16 protein-coding genes and 1 pseudogene are annotated in these 17,019 nt (G+C 74.4%); 8 read left to right on the forward strand and 9 right to left on the reverse strand.

Going from position 1 to position 17,019, the window contains the following annotated elements; genetic code table 11:
- Nucleotides 1-3: 3 nt before the first annotated feature.
- From ABD335_RS02105 to ABD335_RS02115, 3 genes are read left to right on the forward strand one after another with little or no spacing between them, the layout of a single operon-like run.
- Nucleotides 4-1,038 (forward strand): ABC transporter permease, encoded by a 1,035-nt coding sequence (locus tag ABD335_RS02105; RefSeq protein ID WP_344320252.1) that lies wholly within the window; start codon nucleotides 4-6, stop codon nucleotides 1,036-1,038.
- A complete protein-coding gene (locus ABD335_RS02110) occupies nucleotides 1,035-2,081 on the forward strand; it encodes an ABC transporter ATP-binding protein (RefSeq protein ID WP_344320253.1) in 1,047 nt (348 codons plus the stop codon). The genes ABD335_RS02105 and ABD335_RS02110 overlap by 4 nt, the downstream gene beginning before the upstream one ends.
- Entirely contained in the window at nucleotides 2,078-3,496 is a 1,419-nt protein-coding gene (locus ABD335_RS02115) for a GH1 family beta-glucosidase (protein ID WP_344320254.1), read from the forward strand. The genes ABD335_RS02110 and ABD335_RS02115 overlap by 4 nt, the downstream gene beginning before the upstream one ends.
- On the opposite strand, the gene ABD335_RS02120 is transcribed toward ABD335_RS02115, so the two are convergent.
- A complete protein-coding gene (locus ABD335_RS02120) occupies nucleotides 3,409-4,461 on the reverse strand; it encodes a lysophospholipid acyltransferase family protein (protein ID WP_344320255.1) in 1,053 nt (350 codons plus the stop codon). The genes ABD335_RS02115 and ABD335_RS02120 overlap by 88 nt on opposite strands.
- 7 nt (nucleotides 4,462-4,468) lie before the next feature.
- Nucleotides 4,469-5,290 carry a GNAT family N-acetyltransferase gene (locus ABD335_RS02125; RefSeq protein WP_344320256.1) on the reverse strand — a complete coding sequence of 274 codons (822 nt, stop codon included), beginning with the start codon at nucleotides 5,288-5,290 and terminating at the stop codon, nucleotides 4,469-4,471.
- Nucleotides 5,291-5,554: 264 nt separating this feature from the next.
- Between ABD335_RS02125 and ABD335_RS02130 the strand changes: the two genes are divergently transcribed.
- On the forward strand, nucleotides 5,555-6,520 hold the full coding sequence (locus ABD335_RS02130) for a DUF3048 domain-containing protein (RefSeq protein WP_344320257.1): 966 nt from the start codon (nucleotides 5,555-5,557) through the stop codon (nucleotides 6,518-6,520).
- A 50-nt stretch (nucleotides 6,521-6,570) separates the two neighbouring features.
- On the opposite strand, the gene ABD335_RS02135 is transcribed toward ABD335_RS02130, so the two are convergent.
- Nucleotides 6,571-7,359, reverse strand: coding sequence for a PaaX family transcriptional regulator C-terminal domain-containing protein (locus tag ABD335_RS02135; RefSeq protein ID WP_344320258.1), 789 nt, complete (start codon nucleotides 7,357-7,359; stop codon nucleotides 6,571-6,573).
- A gap of 115 nt (nucleotides 7,360-7,474) precedes the next feature.
- Here ABD335_RS02135 and ABD335_RS02140 point away from each other — a divergent pair, with 115 nt between their 5' ends.
- The 4 genes from ABD335_RS02140 to ABD335_RS02155 all read left to right on the forward strand — a co-directional run bounded on the left by ABD335_RS02140 (nucleotide 7,475) and on the right by ABD335_RS02155 (nucleotide 11,812).
- The gene (locus ABD335_RS02140) at nucleotides 7,475-9,112 is read left to right on the forward strand and encodes an acyl-CoA dehydrogenase family protein (protein WP_344320259.1); all 1,638 of its coding nucleotides are present in this window, start codon (nucleotides 7,475-7,477) and stop codon (nucleotides 9,110-9,112) included.
- A 90-nt stretch (nucleotides 9,113-9,202) separates the two neighbouring features.
- Nucleotides 9,203-9,679 (forward strand): hypothetical protein, encoded by a 477-nt coding sequence (locus tag ABD335_RS02145; protein WP_344320260.1) that lies wholly within the window; start codon nucleotides 9,203-9,205, stop codon nucleotides 9,677-9,679.
- Between the two features lie 19 nt (nucleotides 9,680-9,698).
- Nucleotides 9,699-11,198, forward strand: coding sequence for a hypothetical protein (locus tag ABD335_RS02150; protein WP_344320261.1), 1,500 nt, complete (start codon nucleotides 9,699-9,701; stop codon nucleotides 11,196-11,198).
- A 56-nt stretch (nucleotides 11,199-11,254) separates the two neighbouring features.
- Nucleotides 11,255-11,812 (forward strand): hypothetical protein, encoded by a 558-nt coding sequence (locus ABD335_RS02155; RefSeq protein ID WP_344320262.1) that lies wholly within the window; start codon nucleotides 11,255-11,257, stop codon nucleotides 11,810-11,812.
- An 18-nt stretch (nucleotides 11,813-11,830) separates the two neighbouring features.
- On the opposite strand, the gene ABD335_RS02160 is transcribed toward ABD335_RS02155, so the two are convergent.
- The 6 genes and pseudogenes from ABD335_RS02160 to ABD335_RS02185 form a co-directional block, all read right to left on the reverse strand.
- Nucleotides 11,831-12,631: an endo alpha-1,4 polygalactosaminidase gene (locus ABD335_RS02160; protein WP_344320263.1), complete on the reverse strand. Its 801-nt coding sequence runs from the start codon at nucleotides 12,629-12,631 to the stop codon at nucleotides 11,831-11,833.
- The gene (locus ABD335_RS02165; protein ID WP_344320264.1) at nucleotides 12,628-13,317 is read right to left on the reverse strand and encodes a spherulation-specific family 4 protein; all 690 of its coding nucleotides are present in this window, start codon (nucleotides 13,315-13,317) and stop codon (nucleotides 12,628-12,630) included. The genes ABD335_RS02160 and ABD335_RS02165 overlap by 4 nt, the downstream gene beginning before the upstream one ends.
- Complete coding sequence (locus tag ABD335_RS02170; protein ID WP_344320265.1) at nucleotides 13,314-14,261, reverse strand: NAD-dependent epimerase/dehydratase family protein; 948 nt, start codon at nucleotides 14,259-14,261, stop codon at nucleotides 13,314-13,316. Before ABD335_RS02170 ends, ABD335_RS02165 begins: the two co-directional genes overlap by 4 nt.
- A gap of 9 nt (nucleotides 14,262-14,270) precedes the next feature.
- Nucleotides 14,271-14,984: a nucleotidyltransferase family protein gene (locus tag ABD335_RS02175; RefSeq protein WP_344320266.1), complete on the reverse strand. Its 714-nt coding sequence runs from the start codon at nucleotides 14,982-14,984 to the stop codon at nucleotides 14,271-14,273.
- A gap of 105 nt (nucleotides 14,985-15,089) precedes the next feature.
- Nucleotides 15,090-16,091, reverse strand: a complete 1,002-nt coding sequence (locus tag ABD335_RS02180) for an SDR family NAD(P)-dependent oxidoreductase (protein ID WP_344320267.1) — start codon at nucleotides 16,089-16,091, stop codon at nucleotides 15,090-15,092.
- Between the two features lie 124 nt (nucleotides 16,092-16,215).
- Nucleotides 16,216-17,019, reverse strand: a pseudogene (locus ABD335_RS02185) (hypothetical protein); the annotation flags it as partial.

A 17,019-nucleotide genomic window follows, 5' to 3' on the forward strand; every position in this document is an offset into this window, starting at 1 on the left:
CCGATGGCCGTCCAGGCGACCGACAGCGCCGTCGTCGGCGCCGCCACACCCCCCGTGGCCCGCCGCGACCGACTGCGCTTCCTGCGCAACGGCAAGACCGCGACCGGGCTGGCGATCCTGGGCCTGTTCGTCCTGCTCGCCGTCGCCGGGCCGTGGCTGGCCCCCTACGACCCGTCCGCGATGAGCGACGACGTCCTCCAACCGCCGTCCCTGGAGCACCCGTTCGGCACCACCCAGACCGGGCAGGACATCTTCTCCCAGGTGCTGGTGGGCACCCGGGGAGTGCTGGTGGTGGGCTTCGTCGCGGGCTTCTTCGCCACGCTGCTGTCCGTGCTGGTCGGGGTGAGCGCCGGGTTCCTCGGCGGCATCGCCGACGAGCTGCTCTCCGTGTTCAGCAACATCTTCCTGGTCATCCCCGGACTGCCGCTGATCATCATCATCGCCAGCTTCCTGCCGGACTCCGGCGACGTGGTGATCGCGGTGGTCATCAGCCTCACCGCGTGGGCCTGGGGCGCGCGGGTGCTGCGTGCGCAGACGCTGTCGCTGCGCGGCCGGGACTACGTCCAGGCCGCCCGCGCCACGGGCGAGTCCACCTGGCGGATCATCGTCTTCGAGATCCTGCCGAACCTGACCGCCGTCATCGCCTCCGGCTTCGTCGGCACGGTGATCTTCGCGGTGCTGTCGGAGATCACCCTCGCCTTCATCGGCGTCGCGGACATCTCCCACTGGAACTGGGGGACGATCCTGTTCTGGGCGCAGAGCAACCAGGCCCTGGGCCAGGGCGCGTGGTGGTGGTTCGTGCCCGCCGGACTGTGCATCGCGCTGCTCGGCACGGCCCTGTCCCTGATCAACTTCGGCATCGACGAGTTCGTCAACCCCCGGCTGCGCACCGCCGCCCGCGTCCGCGGCGCGATCCGGATGCGGGTGGGCTTCACCCCCGTCGCCCGCGCGCCGCGCCGGCCCCTCGGGAAGGCCGAGGGGCCCGGGGACTCCCAGGACGCCGAGGACGCCGAGAGGACGGAGGGCACCCCCGCATGAGCACGCCCGAGACCACCCCCGTGACCACCGACGTGAAAACCGCGCCCCCGGTGCTGGAGATCGCCTCCCTGTCCGTCGACTACGGCGTCGGGGAGGGCGCCGTCCGCGCCCTCCACGACGTCGACCTGACCCTGCGCCGCGGCGAGGTGCTGGGCCTGGCGGGCGAGTCCGGTTCGGGCAAGTCCACCCTCGCCTACGCCGTCACCCGGCTGCTCTCCCCGCCCGGGGTGATCACCGGCGGGGACGTCCGCTACCACCCGCGCGAGGGCGCCCCGGTGGACGTCCTGGCCATGACCCCGCAGCAGTTGCGCGCCTTCCGCTGGCAGGAGATCTCCATCGTCTTCCAGGGGGCGATGAACTCCCTCAACCCCGTCCACACCGTCCGCACCCAGCTCACCGACGTGCTCAAGGCCCACCGGCCGCAGACGTCCCGGGCCGAACGCGTCGAGCGCGCGCGGGAGTTGCTGTCGCTGGTGGGGATCTCCCCCGACCGGCTGAGCGCCTACCCGCACCAGCTCTCGGGCGGAATGCGGCAGCGGGTGATGATCGCGATGGCGCTGGCCCTGGAGCCGGAGATCGTCATCATGGACGAGCCGACCACCGCCCTGGACGTGGTGATGCAGCGTCAGATCCTGCGGCAGCTCGTGCGGCTCCGCGAGGAGCTGGGCTTCTCGGTCGTCTTCATCACCCACGACATCTCGCTGCTCATCGAGTTCTCCGACCGCATCGCCATCATGTACGGCGGCCGGATCGTGGAGCAGGCCGGGGCCGCCGAGATCTACCGCGACCCCCGCCACCCGTACAGCGACGGGCTGCTGCACTCCTTCCCCGCGCTGCGCGGCCCGCGCCGCGAGCTGACCGGCATCCCCGGCTCCCCGCCCGACCTGAAGGCCATGCCGTCCGGCTGCGCCTTCCACCCCCGCTGCCCGAAGGCCTTCGACCCCTGCGACCGGAGGGTGCCCCACCTGGCGCCCGTCGGCACGGACACCGACCGCAGCGTCGCCTGCTGGCTGAACGACGACCGCCGATCTGGAGAAGCATGACCGCCACCACATCCGCGTCCGCCCCGACCGCCCCCGCCGCCGAGCCCATCGCCGGACTGCCCGCGGACTTCCGCTGGGGCGTGGCCACCTCCTCGTACCAGATCGAGGGCGCCGTCGACGAGGACGGCCGCACCCCCTCCATCTGGGACACCTTCTGCCGCGTGCCCGGCGCCGTGGTCGGCGGGGAGAACGGCGACACGGCCTGCGACCACTACCACCGGATGCCGCAGGACGTGGAGCTCATCGCCTCCCTCGGCGTCGACACCTACCGCTTCTCGCTGGCCTGGCCGCGCATCCAGCCGGGCGGGCGCGGGAAGCCCAACCCGCGCGGCATCGCCTTCTACGACCGGCTGACCGACGAGCTGCTGGAGCGCGGCATCACCCCGTGGGTCACCCTCTACCACTGGGACCTGCCCCAGGAACTGGAGGACGCCGGCGGCTGGCCGGAGCGGGACACCGCGCACCGCTTCGCCGACTACGCCGAGATCGCCCACGACGCCCTCGGCGACCGCATCCGGCACTGGACGACGCTGAACGAGCCGTGGTGCTCGGCGATGCTCGGCTACGAGCAGGGGGTGCACGCGCCCGGCCGCCGCGACTTCGGCGACGCCATGCGGGCCGTCCACCACCTGCTGCTGGGTCACGGGCTGGCCGCGCGCCGGCTGCGGGCCGCGGCGAACGCCCCCGAGGAGCTGGGCATCACGCTCAACCTGGGCACCGCCACCCCGGCCGGCGACAGCGCCGCCGACCGGGAGGCCGCCCGCCGCGCCGACGGGCTGGGCGCGCGGATCTACCTGGACCCGCTGGTGCGGGGGCGTTATCCACAGGACGTGCTGGACGACCTGTCCGCCAGGGGGGTGACCCTGCCTGTGGAGGACGGCGACCTGGAGGCGATCTCCACACCGCTGGACGTGCTGGGCGTCAACTTCTACACCGGCCACGTCTTCTCCGGGGTCGCCGAGGACGGCTCCACCACCGGCGAGGACGGTCTGCCGGTGACGCGGATCGTCCCGCGGGGCAGGCCGCGCACGGCGATGGACTGGGAGATCGTCCCGGAGTGCCTGACCGAGCTGCTGGTGCGGCTGGAGAAGGACTACGGCCTGCCGACGGTGGTCACCGAGAACGGCGCCGCCTTCGACGACGTGCCGGCGGCCGACGGCGCGGTCCACGACGCCGACCGCATCGCCTACCTGGCCGGCCACATCCGCGCGGTGGCGGCGGCCCGTGCCGCCGGGGCCGACGTGCGCGGCTACTTCGCCTGGTCCCTGATGGACAACTTCGAGTGGGCCCACGGGTACGCCAAGCGCTTCGGCCTGGTGCACGTCGACTACGCCACCCAGCGCCGCACGGTCAAGGACAGCGGGCTGTGGTACCGGGACACCATCCGTCTCACCCGTCGGGCCGCCGCGGGCTGACGGGGCGCGGGGTCCCGGGAGGGCGCCGGCGGGCACCGGGGGGTGTCCGCCGGCGCCTCCTCCGTTCGGGGCCCCCTCCCCGCGGGCGCCGTCTCCGCCCCCCGGACCGTCTCCGCCCCCCGGACCGTCTCCACCGCCTGGACCGTCCTCACCGCCTCCACCGCCTTCCGGGCCGCGCGGGCCAGCGCGCGGCGGTCGGGGTGGGCGCCGGGCGGCAGCGGCGGCAGGACGGTCACCTCGGCGACCAGGCCGCGGGCGGCGACCACCCGGCGCAGCGAGGCCACCAGCGTGTCGTCGCCGACGAAGGCGGGCCGCGCGTCCGGCCGCCCCTCGCTCGTCCGGTAGCGGATCGCCACCGGCTGGACGGGCACCCCGGCGTCCAGCGCGGCCTGGAACACCGCCCGCCGGAACGCGCCGTGCTCCCCGCCGCACCAGGTGCTGCCCTCGGGGAAGGCCACCACGGTCGATCCGGCGCGCAGGGCCGCCGTGATCGCGCCGACCGTGTCCGGCAGGGCCCGCAGCCGCTCCCGGTCGATGAACAGGGTGCCGCCGCGGGCGGCGAGCCGGCCCAGCACCGGGTAGGCGCCGATCTCCCGTTTGGCCAGCATCCGACCGGGCGCGACCCGGGCCAGCAGCGGCACGTCCAGCCAGGAGACGTGGTTGGCCACCACCAGCGCCGGACCGGCCGCGGGCGTCCCGGCGACGCGGACCCGCACGCCGAGCGCGGCCACGATCGCGCCCGTCCAGCACCGCACCAGCCGCGCGCGGCGGGCCGGTGCCGTCCGGCGCGCGGCGGGCGACAGCGCCACCCCGGCCGTGAGCACGGCCGTCAGGGCCGCCCAGCGCGCCGCCCGCCGCGCCGGCCCGACCACCGCCGGGCGGCCGGGCAGGCAGGCGGCGACGGTGCACGGCGAGACCGGTGACCACGGGCCGCCGGCCGCCGTTCCTCCCCCCGGGTGTCCCATGCGTCCGTCACTCCGGGAGGAGGGAGAGGAAGTGGCGCAGGTAGCGCGGGTTGGTGTCGCGCAGCGAGAGCAGCACGTACAGGTCGGCGACGCCGAACTCCGGATCGTGGGCGGGCTCGCCGCACACCGTGGCGCCCAGCCGCAGATAGCCGCGGAGCAGCGGCGGCAGGGCGGTGCGCGGGGTGGTGCGCGGGGCGCGGTCGACGCCGTCGGGGCGCCAGGGCAGCCGGGGCCGCACCCGGTGCTCGGGGGGCGCGAGGTGGCGCTCGGCGACGGTCTCCCACACCCCGGCGGCCAGGGTTCCGCCGTCGGCCAGCGGCAGGGAGCAGCAGCCGCCGAGCCAGTTGTGTCCGGTGCTCGCCAGGTAGCGGGCGATGCCGGCCCACATCAGGGCGATGACGGCGCCGTCGCGGTGGTCGGGGTGGACGCAGGAGCGGCCCGCCTCGACCAGGTCGTCGCGGAGTCCGGCGCCGTCCAGCAGCCCGTCCATCTCGAACTCGCCCTCGGAGTACAGCCGTCCGGCGATGCGCGCCCGCTCCGGCGGCAGCAGCCGGTAGGTGCCCACCACCTCGCCGGTCGCCCGCTCGCGGACCAGCAGGTGGTCGCAGTACGCGTCGAAGGGGTCGGTGTCCAGGCCCGGCTCGGAGCCGGTGAGCCGGGCGCCCAGCTCACCGGCGAAGACCTCGTACCGCAGGCGTTGCGCGGCCCGCACCTCCGCCTCGTCGCGGGCCAGGTGGACGGTGTAGCCGCCCGTGTCCCGCTCGGCGGCCGGGACGGGAGCGGGCGGGGGGACGACGGGGACGGCAGCGGGAGCGGTGGGGACGGACACGGCGGGCCCTCCTGGTCCGGACGGCGGACGGTTCACCGGGCCGCCGCTGGGCCGCCCGGCTCCCCTCCTTCATCGCCGCGCCGGCCGGCTTCCGCGTGACCGCTTCGGGGAGCCGGGGTGTGCGCCGTCTGAACACACGCCCCCGTTCCGTCCGGAGGGCGTCCTTCGGACGGAACGGACGGACATGAAACACCCCATCGCGGTCAAGGGATGGAAGAAGGGGCCGAGCGGCGCGGGCGTGCCCGGCCGGAAGGGCGGCGAGCGATGGGAAGCGGACGGATCGGACGGCGGTTCGCGCGGGCGTCGGCGGCGCTGCTGGTGGCGGTCGCCGTGCTGGCGGGCTGCCAGGGCGGTGACGGCGGCGTGCCGGAGGGGCGCTCCCCGTTCACCGGCGAGCGCGTCGAGGACCCCGCGGCGCCGGTGCTCGTGGTGAAGGTCGACAACGTGCCGGCGGCCCGTCCGCCCACGGGGCTGGAGCGGGCCGACATCGTGTACGTGGAGCAGGTCGAGGCGGGGCTGACCCGGCTGCTGGCCGTGTACTCCTCCGACCTGCCGCCCTCGGTGGGCCCGGTGCGCAGCGCCCGGGAGTCCGACATCGAGCTGCTGCGGCAGTTCGGCGAACCGGCGCTGGCCTACTCCGGGGTGCAGTCCAGGCTGATCCCCGTGCTGGAGGACTCCCCGCTGCACCTGCTGCCGCCCGGCGCGGCCCCCGACGCGTACTCCCGCGGCACGGACCGTCCCGCGCCGCACAACCTCTACGTGGCTCCGAAGGCCGCGCTGGACGCCGCGCCCGACGGGGTGAGCGGCGCCGACGACATCGGGTTCCGCTTCGGTGCCGCGCCGGAGGGCGGTCGGGCCGACGCCGAGGAGACCGTCCGCTTCCCGAACGCCACCGTCTCATTCGCCTGGTCCGGCCGGGAGGACCGCTGGCTGGTGTCCATGGACGGCCGGGCCGCGACCACCTCCGACGGCGACCGGCTGGGCGCCCCGACGGTCGTCGTCCAGCACGTGACGATCCGCGACTCCCGCTTCCGGGACAGCGGCGGCAACGTCACCCCCTACTCCGAGACCGTCGGCTCCGGCGAGGCGACGGTGCTGCGCGACGGGCGGGCGTACGAGGCGCGCTGGTCGCGGCCGGCGCCGGAGGGCGACACGGAGTTCACCACGCCGGACGGCGGGCGGATGGCGTTCGCCGAGGGGCAGGTGTGGGTGGTCCTCGCCCCGCGCTGACCGCCGCACGACCGGCCGCACGCCCGGCCGCCGGGCGGGCCGCCCTCCCGTCAGGACGCCGTGTGGCGCCGGAGGACGGCGCGCAGATCGGCCGCGAAGGCGTCGTAGCGGGCGCGCAGCTCCGCGCCCGGCCAGCCGTCGGGCAGCAGTTCGGCGGGGAGCAGGGGGTCGGCGAGCAGGTGGCGCAGGGCGGCGGCCGCGACGGTGAAGCGCCGGGCCAGGTCCCCGGCCTCCTCGGCGGCGTCGGCGGCGGCCACCAGGGCGCGGGCCCGTCCGGCCCAGCCGTCCAGGTCCCACAGGGTGGCGGCGAGGGCGGCGGGGTCGCCCTCGGGCCTCCCGGTGAGCAGCGTGCACTGCTCGGTGACGACGGGCGGCCGGGAGCGCACCAGGTTGGCGGGGCGCAGCCAGGTGCCCTCGCGGAGTTCGGCCAGGCGCAGGACGGTCATGGCCTGGCGCAGCGCGCCCCGGTCGGCGGCGGCGCGGCGTTCGGCGGTGACGACGGCGATCTCCCACTCGCCCCGCCAGTCGCGGGTGCGGGGCGCGCGGCTGTCGTCCTGGCGGGCCTGGCGGTCGAGCAGGCGCCGGGTGAGGGCGTAGGTGCCGTCGGCGCGCTGGACGAGGTCGCCGGCCGCGACCATCCGCGACAGCGCCACCCGCACCGTGCCCTCTGCGATCCCGAACAGCTCCCCCACCCGCACCAGCGCCCTGGCGGGCAGGGCGGGCGGGTGGTGGCCGAGCAGGGTGCTGAGCACGATCGAGCGGGCCGTCAGGGGACGCGGGGCGAACGCGTCGCCGCTGCCGGGGGCCCGGGGGTCGTCTGTGCCGTCTGTGCCGTTCATGAGCGGCGCCATCCTAGCCGGCGGACGCATTACAGTCTTCCACCGCGTATCGGGGATCTGTAATGTCGGAGGGGGGACACCGCCGTCCCGCCGCCTTCTTCCACCGGAGGTCGCCGTGAGCGCCACCCACGACGTGATCAACCAGCCCCCGCCGCTGACGTCCTTCACCGCGGCCGACGACCCCGCCGTGGTGGAGGCGCTGCGCCGCCACGGCGCCGCGTGGGCGGAGGCCGAGGTGCGGGAGCTGGGCGCGCTGGCCGGCTCCCCCGAGGTCCAGGAGTGGGCCCGGATGGCCGAGGAGACCCCGCCCCGCCTGCGCACCCACGACCGCTACGGCCACCGCGTGGACGAGGTGGAGTTCCACCCGGCCTGGCACCGACTGATGACCACCGCCGTGGAGCACGGGCTGCACGCCGCCCCCTGGGCCGACGACCGCCCCGGCGCCCACCTGGTGCGCGCCGCCAAGTTCCACCTGTGGTCCCAGGCCGAGGCCGGGCACGGCTGCCCGATCTCCATGACGTACGCCGCCGTCCCCGCGCTGCGCGCCCAGCCCGAGCTGGCCGCCGTCTACGAGCCGCTGCTGACCGCCCGCGCCTACGACTTCGGACTGCGGCCCCCGCTGGAGAAGGCGGGCCTGATCGCGGGCATGTCGATGACGGAGAAGCAGGGCGGCTCGGACGTGCGGGCCAACACCACCCGGGCGGTTCCGGCGGGCGACGGCGGCTACCGGCTCACCGGCCACAAGTGGTTCACCTCCGCGCCGATGAGCGACGTCTTCCTGGTGCTGGCCCAGACCGAGGAGGGGTTGAGCTGCTTCCTGCTGCCGCGCGTGCTGCCCGACGGCACCCGCAACGCCATGCACCTCCAGCGGCTGAAGGACAAGCTGGGCAACCGCTCCAACGCCTCCTCCGAGGTCGAGTACGACGGCGCCCTGGCCTGGCCGGTCGGCGAGCTCGGACGCGGGGTGCGCACCATCGTGGAGATGGTCAACATGACCCGCCTGGACTGCGTGCTGGGCTCGGCCGCCGGCATGCGCGCCGGACTGCGGCAGGCCCTCCACCACACCGCCCACCGGCGGGCCTTCGGCGCCGAGCTGATCGACCAGCCGCTGATGCGCTCGGTCCTGGCCGACCTGGCGATCGAGTCGGAGGCCGCCACCACCCTCGGGCTGCGGCTGGCGGCGGCCGTGGACGCCGCGCACGCCGGGAACGCGTCGGAGGCCGCCTTCCGCCGCCTGGCCCTGGCCGTCTCCAAGTACTGGGTGTGCAAGCGCGGCAGCACGCACGCGGCCGAGGCGCTGGAGTGCCTGGGCGGCAACGGCTACGTCGAGGAGTCGGGCATGCCGCGCCTGTACCGCGAGGCGCCACTGCTGTCGATCTGGGAGGGCTCGGGCAACGTCGCCGCCCTCGACGTGCTGCGCGCCCTGGCCAAGGAGCCCGCCTCCCTGGACGCCGTCCTGGCCGAGGTGGACGCCGCCGCCGGCGCCGACGCCCGGCTGGACGCGGCCGCCGCCGGGGTGAAGGCCCTGCTGGGCGACCTGAAGGACCCGAGCGAGGCCCAGTCGCGCGCCCGGCTGCTGGCCGAGCGGCTGGCGCTGGTCCTCCAGGGCAGCCTGCTGGTGCGCCACAGCCACCCGGCCGTCGCCGACGCCTTCTGCGCCTCCCGGCTGGGCGGCGAGTGGGGCCACGCCTTCGGCACCCTCCCGGCGGGCACGGACGTCGGGGCGATCCTGGAGCGCGCCCGGACCGAGTAGCCCCGCCCTGCCCCGAATATCCGGGGCAGGGCCTCAACGTCCTTGCTAGTTTGGGCATTTGGCGTCGAGCAGTACGGACGGGGGGCACCAGTGACGTTCGACGAAGAGTGGTCCGCCTTGACGGCCACGGCCGAGGAACGCCGGCAGGCGACCGCGATGCGGCTCAACCAGGCCGCCCCGGGGCCGGGCGGATCGAATCACGATCTGGTCGTCACCCAGGACGACCTGGGCGCCGTCGGCAGCGAGGCGTTCCACTTGCACGGCCGGTTACGTAAGGGCGCGGACATCGCCGGCGCTGGCGGAGACAAGAGCGGGGCGGGTTCGACGGCGCAGGCCGCCAAGGAACTGTCGAGCCGCAACATGACCATGGGCACCGAGCTGTCCACCACGCTCTCGATCTGGGACTCGCAGGTCAAGACGGTCTTACAGATGTGCGCGCACATCTCCAACCACCTGGACCACTCGAAGAAGTCCCACGCGCGGAACGAGGAGCGGATCAAGGCCTCCATGCGGCACCGGGACGGCTCGGCGGTGTCGGTCTCCGAGATCTCCAAGTACGTGAAGTGACCGGGGGAGCGAGCGGAACATGGGCGCCTTCACCTACTCCGACCTCATCGCCCTGGACCTCGGCAAGCTGAACGCCGCGGTCGATGACTGGAAGACCATGGTCGGCGAACTCGCCAAGCTCAAGGACGACGCCCGCGACGGCCTGCTGAAGAAGTCCGAGCAGGCCCGGTGGGAGGGCGTCGACGCCACCGTGACCAGGGAGTTCGTCCGCAAGACCGCCAAAGAGTTCGACGACCTGCACCTGGAGGCGCAGAGCATCCACAACGTCCTGGCCGACGCGCACAGCGAGCTCTCGCACCTTCGGAAGCGGGCCAAGGACCTGACCGACGAGGCCCGCCGGGGAAACCCGAACCGGTCCCCGGACCCGGACCCGCCTCTGCTGGTGACGGATGGCGGCAACGGCACCGTGAAGGTGGTGGAGGCCGTCTGCGACGTGAAGGGGCCCTCCCAGCGCACCAAGGACATGATGCGGTGGTACGCCGACACGCTCACCGGCCTGGTCGCCCACGCCGCCGAGGTGGACGCCGCCGTCACCCGGGCCCTGAAGAGAAGCCACGGCGGCGACCCGTACAACGCCGGACACGCCAAGTACACCTCGCTCGACGAGGACCAGCTGCCGCGTGCCATGAAGCTCGCCTCGCTGGGTGACGACGCGAACGACAAGCAGCGGGCCGAACTGCGTCGACTGTGGCAGTCGCTCAGTCCCGAGGCACGAGCCCAGCTGTGGACGAAGCACAAGGACGACCTGTTGGCGGCGGGGCTGCTGAACCCCACGGTCAAGCAGGTCGCACCCGACCGGGGTTCCGGACGGCACGGCGCGAAGGAGCCCGGCTGGGACGACTTCGTCACGAACCAGAAGATGAGACTGTTGGTCGAGGGCGCCGACTGGAAGGGTATGGGCGACGCCTCCCGCCACATGGCCCACTACCTCGGCAACAGCGGCGAGTTCATCGAGCTCCCCGTCGACAAGATGATGTCGGACGACGAGGGGTTCAGGATCCACGTCGAGAATCAGATCCGTGACGCTCAGGAAGAGTGGCGCGAACAAGCCCTGAAAGAGTTCAGGGAAAATGGAGGGCGCCCCGTCTCCATCCCCGTGGAGACCAAGAACCGCGATTACTCTTTCGGCGAGAACACCAACGAGAACTGGTATTACGCCGTCGGCTCGACCCGCGCAAACGTCACGGGTGTGGTCACCGTGGTACCGGATGCCGACGGCCGTCCCAAAGTCGGCCTCGACTACCAGGTCAACGCATGGGACCGTTACAACTGGGACGAGGGCAAGAGCGTGGACATCCACGGGATCAACATTCCGGACGGGCAGATGGGCCGTCAGCACACCGTCGGACTCGCCCAGGAGTTCGACATGGGCGGCAGCAGCTCTGTCAAGCATTACGACCTGGGAGGTTCCACTTCGAACACCGGTCCGCTGCCGGACCCCGATGAGCCCGGACGCGGCGGCGGGCGCACGGATCCCACGCGGGAACAACAACAGGGCCGAGGAAACCTGTATCGATGACCAGTACCCCACCTTCCGGAGGACCGTCCGTGCGTCGCGCACTCCTCGTCTCCGTCGTGGCCGTCGTCGCGGTCGCGGCCGCAGTCGCCGGCTTGTTCGCGTACTTCGCGGACAAGGCGCTGTCCGATCAGGCCGAGAAGGAGAAGGAGTGTTGCTGGGCGGAGGGGGCCACACCCGAGTGGATGAGCAAGGTGATCGGCGTCAGGGTCCCGGAATCCGCCGAGGACCGTCGCGTCGGCTACAAGATCGGCACCCGCTACGACACCGGACTCCTCGCCTTCACACTGTCCAGCGAAGAAGCGGGAGAGTACCTCGTGGCGCTGAATCCGGGAGGTGCCGTGACGATCGACAACCTCCACCCCCGGCCCAAGGACTACAAGCCCGACGCGCCCTTCGCCCGCCTGGGCCTGCCGGAGCCGGAGACGATCGTCAAGGGGATGCGGCTGGGCGGACTCTGTCCCGGCGACGTCGATTCACCGGAAGGCAGAGACACGAACCACTGTGTCGACATCTTCGCGCACGAGTTCAAGCCGGGAACCACACGGATCTACCTGCGGTCCACGATCGAGCCGGGCGTGAGCCCATTGCCCAGCCCCATCACGTCCGGGAGTTGACAGGGCTTCGCGGCACGCTCAGCAGGTGCGGCGCCAGGCGTCCAGGGCGAGCCTCTTGCGGATCGAGCTGAGGCCCAACTCCCGTGCGGTGTCGCAGAACTCGCCGGTGGGCAGGGCGTACTCGGCGTGGAAGACGGCCTTGCCGCTCGCCACGAACGGGGCGAGCTTCGCGCACTCGCCGAACTCGGCGCACTCCTCGTTGACCGCGAAGTCGAAGTCGTCCACCAGCTCCGGGATCTGGTCGAGGTCGTTCTTCAGCCCGACCGCCAGTCCGCGCTCGTGGGCGAGCCTCGCGACCATGCGGTTGAACGCCAGTTGGTGGGCGGCGGTGAGGGGGAAGCCGGTGTCGTTGCGGTAGCCGTCGAGCAGGTCGGGTTCGACGGCGTCGAAGCCCTTCTCCGCGCACATGTCCATCCGGGCGGCCAGGATCGGGCGCAGCACGTCCAGGCGGCGGACGTCCACCCAGCGTTCGCCGGGCCAGCCGTTGCCGCGGCCCAGGACGGAGGGCGGGTAGGCGTCGCGGTCGGGGCGGAAGTCCTCCCAGGCGCCGGCGTTGAGGTAGCAGATCACCTTCCGGCCGCGGGCGTGGAGGGCGGCGACGGTCTCCGCACCGTTCTCGAAGCCGTCGATGTCGTAGACCTCCGCGTCCACCTCCGGGTCGACGCGGCCCTGGAGCTGCCACTGCCAGGTGGTGCCGGGCTCCGGACGCCAGCGTTCGGGGGACGGCTCGGGGGCGGGCCGGCCGGGGTGCGCGCAGGCCGCCGCGAGCAGCAGCGACAGCAGGAGGCACAGCGGCCGGGCGGTCGGGCGGCGGGTCATCCGGCCGTCCTCCCGCAGGCGTCGGCGGCCAGGGGGGCCGACCGCCAGGGGTTGGCGCCCCGCCCCGGCACCGCGCAGTGCACCGTCGCGCCGCGCTCGTGCGCCAGGTGGGCCGCCGTGGTGCCCAGGTGCTCGGGCACGGCGTACACCAGGTGGCAGAAGCGGTGCGACGGGTGGGTCCGGGTCCACTCCGGGACCGTGACGCGGCGGTAGTCCTCCCACCGGCCCTCGAAGGTGACCAGCAGGTCGGCCAAGAGCGCGTATCCGGGGTCGGGGTGGGTGCCGGGGTTGAGGACGACGCCGGCCGCGCCCAGCAGCCGGGCGGCCCGCACCACGCGGCGGTAGCGGGGCAGGGGCGCCGCGTCGGCCGCGACCCGGTCGAGGAAGACGCCGTCCGTGCCGTACCACCGGCGGTGGCGGTGGACGTCGCGGAGCACGGCCCGCGTCGGGCGCGTGCCGTAGTCGGTGTCCACGTACCCCAGCAGCGGCACCCCGGCGCGGCGCAGCCGGTCGGCGGCGGCGGCGAAGGCGGGGTCGGGGTACGGTCCGGGGCCGTCCGCGGCGTTGAGGACCACCCCGTACAGCCCCCCGGACTCCCGGGCGAGCACCTCCCACGCCTCCGGGTCCACGGACGGGTGGACGTACAGGGGGACGAGCAGGTGCCCCCGCGGCTCGCGCGCGCTCACCGCGCCGCCTCGCCCCGTGGTCCCCCCGGCTCCCGCTCCCGCCACAGGTCGGCGAGGGACTCCTCCAGGGTGTGGCGGGGGCGCCAGCCCAGGGCCCGGGCGGCGGCGGTGACGTCGGCCTGCTGCCAGGCGACGGCGGCCGAGCGCGCCGGGGTCTCGCCCCCCTCGTCGATCCGGCCGCGGAATCCGGCGGCCCGGGCCAGCCCCTCGGCGACGTCCCGCACGGGGCGGGCCCGGCCGCCGGCGATGTTGAGCACGTGCGGCAGCCGCTCGGGGGCGAGGGCGGCGGCGGTCGCGGCGCGGGCGACGTCGCGGGCGTCGACGAAGTCGCGGTGGGCGGACAGGTCGCCGACCCGCACCACCCCGTCGGGCGCGGTCCGGCGCAGTTCGGCGGCGAGCCGGCCGGGCAGGGAGGCGGGCGGCGCGCCGGGGCCGACGGGGTTGAACACCCGCAGCACGACGGCGTCCAGGCCGGAGCCGGTGACGGCCAGGGTGCCGGCCAGTTTGGCGGCGCCGTACAGGCCGACCGGGCGGGTGGGGTGGTCCTCGGCCAGGGGGCGGCCCGGCTCGCCCGGCCCGTACTCCGCCGCCGAGCCGAGGTGGACCAGCCGGGCGCCGGGGGCGGCCTCGCGCAGGGCCGCGCAGAGGGCGGCCGGTCCGCGGGCGTTGACGCCGGTCAGCCGCAGCGCGTCGCCCCCGACCGCGCCCGCGCAGTTGACCACGGCGTCCGGGCGCAGCTCCGCCAGGAGCGCGGCGAGTTCGGGCACGGGCACGGTGGCCAGGTCCACGGCCAGGTCGGCGCTCGGAACGGCGGCCGGACCGGCGGCCGGGGAGGAGGCCGGGAGGCGGCTCGCGCCGAGCACCCGCACGCCCGGTCGGGCGCGCAGGTGCTCGGCGGTGTGCCCGCCCAGATAGCCGGTGGCCCCCAGGACGAGTACGCGCATGTCGGGCGGTCACGCTCCCTTGATCAACTGGCCGCGGCGGGCGGTGAACTCGGCGTTGGCCCGGTCGTAGTCGTCGGGGCGTCCGATGTCGAGCCAGTAGCCGTCGAACTCGTAGGCGTGCGGCGGCGTGCCGTCCGCCAACAGGTCGAGCACCACCTCGTCGAAGCCCAACGGCAGTCCGGGGGTGTAGCGGGCGAGGGTGTCGCGGGAGACACCGTAGACGCCCATGGAGACGCGGTAGTCCATGCGGGGCTTCTCGGCGAAGCCGACGACCTTCCCCGCGTCGGTGTCGAGCACGCCGAAGTCGATGTCGACGGTGCGGACGTGGGTGGCGATGGTCAGCGGCGCGCCGGCGTTCCGGTGGGTGCTCAGCACCTCGGCGAAGTCCAGGTCGGTGAGGATGTCCCCGTTCATCGCCAGGAAGTGCTCCGGCAGCCGGTCGAGCATGGTCAGCAGCGGCCCCATGGTGCCCAGCGGGCTGTCCTCGGTGGTGTAGTCGACGCGCAGGCCCCACTGGGAGCCGTCGCCTACGTAGGCGCGGATGATGTGGCCGAGGTGGCCGATGGCCAGGGTGCAGCTGGTGAACCCGGCGCCGGCGAGCTGCCGCATCACGATCTCCAGGATCGCGTGCTGGTCGCCGATGGGCACCAGCGGCTTGGGCAGGGCGGTGGTGTACGGGCGGAGCCGGACGCCCTTGCCTCCGGCCATGATGACTGCGTGCATCGGTGCTGTCCTCTCCACGAGAGCTGGGTGAGCCGTGACGGACGGGTGGGACGGCGGTGTTCGGGCCCGGTGTGCGGCGGGTCGGGCGGATCGGGTCGGGGCGGGTCAGATGTTGTACAGGTCGGTCTTGTAGCAGGCCAGGTTGGCCGGGTCGCGGAAGAAGTCGATGGTGTGGGCGAGCCCCTCCTCCAGGCTGTGGCGCGGGGCCCAGCCGGTGGCGGCGCGCAGCCGGGAGGCGTCGCAGACCAGCCGCATCACCTCGGAGTCGGGGGGCCGCACGCGCCGCGGGTCCTGGACGACGTCCACCTGGGCGTCCATCAACTTGCCGATGAGGGCCACCAGGTCGCCGACGGAGATCTCGCCGCCGGTTCCGGCGTTGAGGGTGCGTCCGACGACGGCCTCGGCGGGTGCGGTGCCCACGGCGAGGAAGGCGGCGGCGGTGTCCTTCACGTAGGTGAAGTCGCGGGTGGGGCGCAGGTCGCCGAGGGTGATGGTGCGCCGGCCGGCGGCGAGTTGGGCGATCACGGTGGGGATGACGGCGCGCATGGACTGCCGCGGCCCGTAGGTGTTGAACGGCCGCAGGGTGACCACGGGGGTGTCGAAGGAGGCGTGGTAGCTGTCGGCGAGCCGGTCGCCGCCGGCCTTGGACGCGGCGTACGGGGACTGGGTGTTGACGGGGTGGTCCTCGGTGATCGGCACGGTCCGCGCGGTGCCGTAGGTCTCGCTGGTGGAGGTGTGCACCAGGCGCGGGATCTCCAGGTGCCGCACGGCCTCCAGCACGTTGAGGGTGCCGGTGACGTTGGTCTCCACGTAGCTGTGCGGGGCCCGGTAGGAGTAGGGGATCGCGATGAGCGCCGCCAGGTGGTAGACGGTCTCGACGCCCTTGACCAGGCCGTTGACCGAGCCGGGATCGCGGACGTCGCCGAGGACGATCTCGACCTCTCCCAGCACGTCCTCGGGCAGGGTCTCCAGCCAGCCGAAGGACGAGAAGGAGTTGTACTGGACCATCGCGCGCACCCGGTGGCCGGCGGCGACGAGCGCCTCGACCAGATGGGAGCCGATGAATCCCTCGGCGCCGGTGACGGCGGCCTGTGGTGCTGTGGACACGGGCGTGCTCCTTTTCCGCCGGACTGGTGCCGGCTCGTGTCGCGGTCGGTACGGGTGGTGCGTGGCGGTGCGGGTGGTGCGTGGCGGTGCGTGGGTGGGGCGGGGTCCGGAGGGGCGGGACGGGTCAGCGGTGGGCGGTGATCCGGCCGAGCCGGGCGCCGGCGGCGGCGAGCAGGACGGCGGCGGCGGTGCCGCACACGGCGAGCTGGACGGTGGTGGGCCCGTCCGTGCCGGGCACCCGCCACACGAGCGCGCCGCAGGCGGCGCCGGCGGCGGCCAGGGCCACGGCGGCGGGGAGCCCGGCGGCGCCGAACGCCTGGAGCAGCAGCCCGGTCCACAGCACCGCGCCCAGGGCGAGGACCGCCGCCAGGCGGGCCGGGTCCGTGGGCGGCCCGTCCGGCCAGAGCGCGCCGACGGCCAGGACGAGGACGGTCAGGGCGGCGAGGTAGCCGGCCAGGCACACGCACAGGGCCCGTCCGGCCCGCCGGCGCAGGCCCGCGAGGGTGCCGCCGGCCGCCAGCGCGGCGAGCGCCATGCTCCGGCAGCGGTACAGCAGCCACTCGGCCGCGCCCATGCTGAGGGTGAGGGCGACGACCACGGGACCGGCCGGCGCGACGCCCGCGCCGTGCCACAGCACGTCCCCGAGGGCGGCCAGCGTGGTCAGCACGCCGCTGCCCAGGCCGAACAGCCCGTAGGGCAGGGACGCCGGCCACCCGGGGACCGCGCCGCCCGAACCGGACCCGCCGGCGACGGCCCGTGCCGTCTCCCGCACCGCCACCGCCGACACCGCGCAGACGGTGCCGACGAGGACGGCGACCCGGACCGCCGTGGGCGGGTCGGTCGGGAGCAGCAGCGCCGCGCCCGCGACCAGCGGCAGCAGGCCGGCCAGGAGCAGCCGTTCACGGCCCAGCACCAGCAGGGCCGTCGC

Source organism: Streptomyces macrosporus (assembly GCF_039533145.1).
Taxonomy (GTDB): domain Bacteria; phylum Actinomycetota; class Actinomycetes; order Streptomycetales; family Streptomycetaceae; genus Streptomyces; species Streptomyces macrosporus.

Bases quoted from the DNA above. Each gene is read 5' to 3' on its own strand.
- ABD335_RS02150 (WP_344320261.1), top strand. From the start codon at position 9,699: ATGGGCGCCTTCACCTACTCCGACCTCATCGCCCTGGACCTCGGCAAG.
- ABD335_RS02110 (WP_344320253.1), top strand. From the start codon at position 1,035: ATGAGCACGCCCGAGACCACCCCCGTGACCACCGACGTGAAAACCGCG.
- ABD335_RS02160 (WP_344320263.1), bottom strand. From the start codon at position 12,631: ATGACCCGCCGCCCGACCGCCCGGCCGCTGTGCCTCCTGCTGTCGCTG.
- ABD335_RS02170 (WP_344320265.1), bottom strand. From the start codon at position 14,261: ATGCGCGTACTCGTCCTGGGGGCCACCGGCTATCTGGGCGGGCACACC.
- ABD335_RS02120 (WP_344320255.1), bottom strand. From the start codon at position 4,461: ATGGGACACCCGGGGGGAGGAACGGCGGCCGGCGGCCCGTGGTCACCG.
- ABD335_RS02105 (WP_344320252.1), top strand. From the start codon at position 4: ATGGCCGTCCAGGCGACCGACAGCGCCGTCGTCGGCGCCGCCACACCC.
- ABD335_RS02175 (WP_344320266.1), bottom strand. From the start codon at position 14,984: ATGCACGCAGTCATCATGGCCGGAGGCAAGGGCGTCCGGCTCCGCCCG.
- ABD335_RS02115 (WP_344320254.1), top strand. From the start codon at position 2,078: ATGACCGCCACCACATCCGCGTCCGCCCCGACCGCCCCCGCCGCCGAG.
- ABD335_RS02130 (WP_344320257.1), top strand. From the start codon at position 5,555: ATGGGAAGCGGACGGATCGGACGGCGGTTCGCGCGGGCGTCGGCGGCG.
- ABD335_RS02135 (WP_344320258.1), bottom strand. From the start codon at position 7,359: ATGAACGGCACAGACGGCACAGACGACCCCCGGGCCCCCGGCAGCGGC.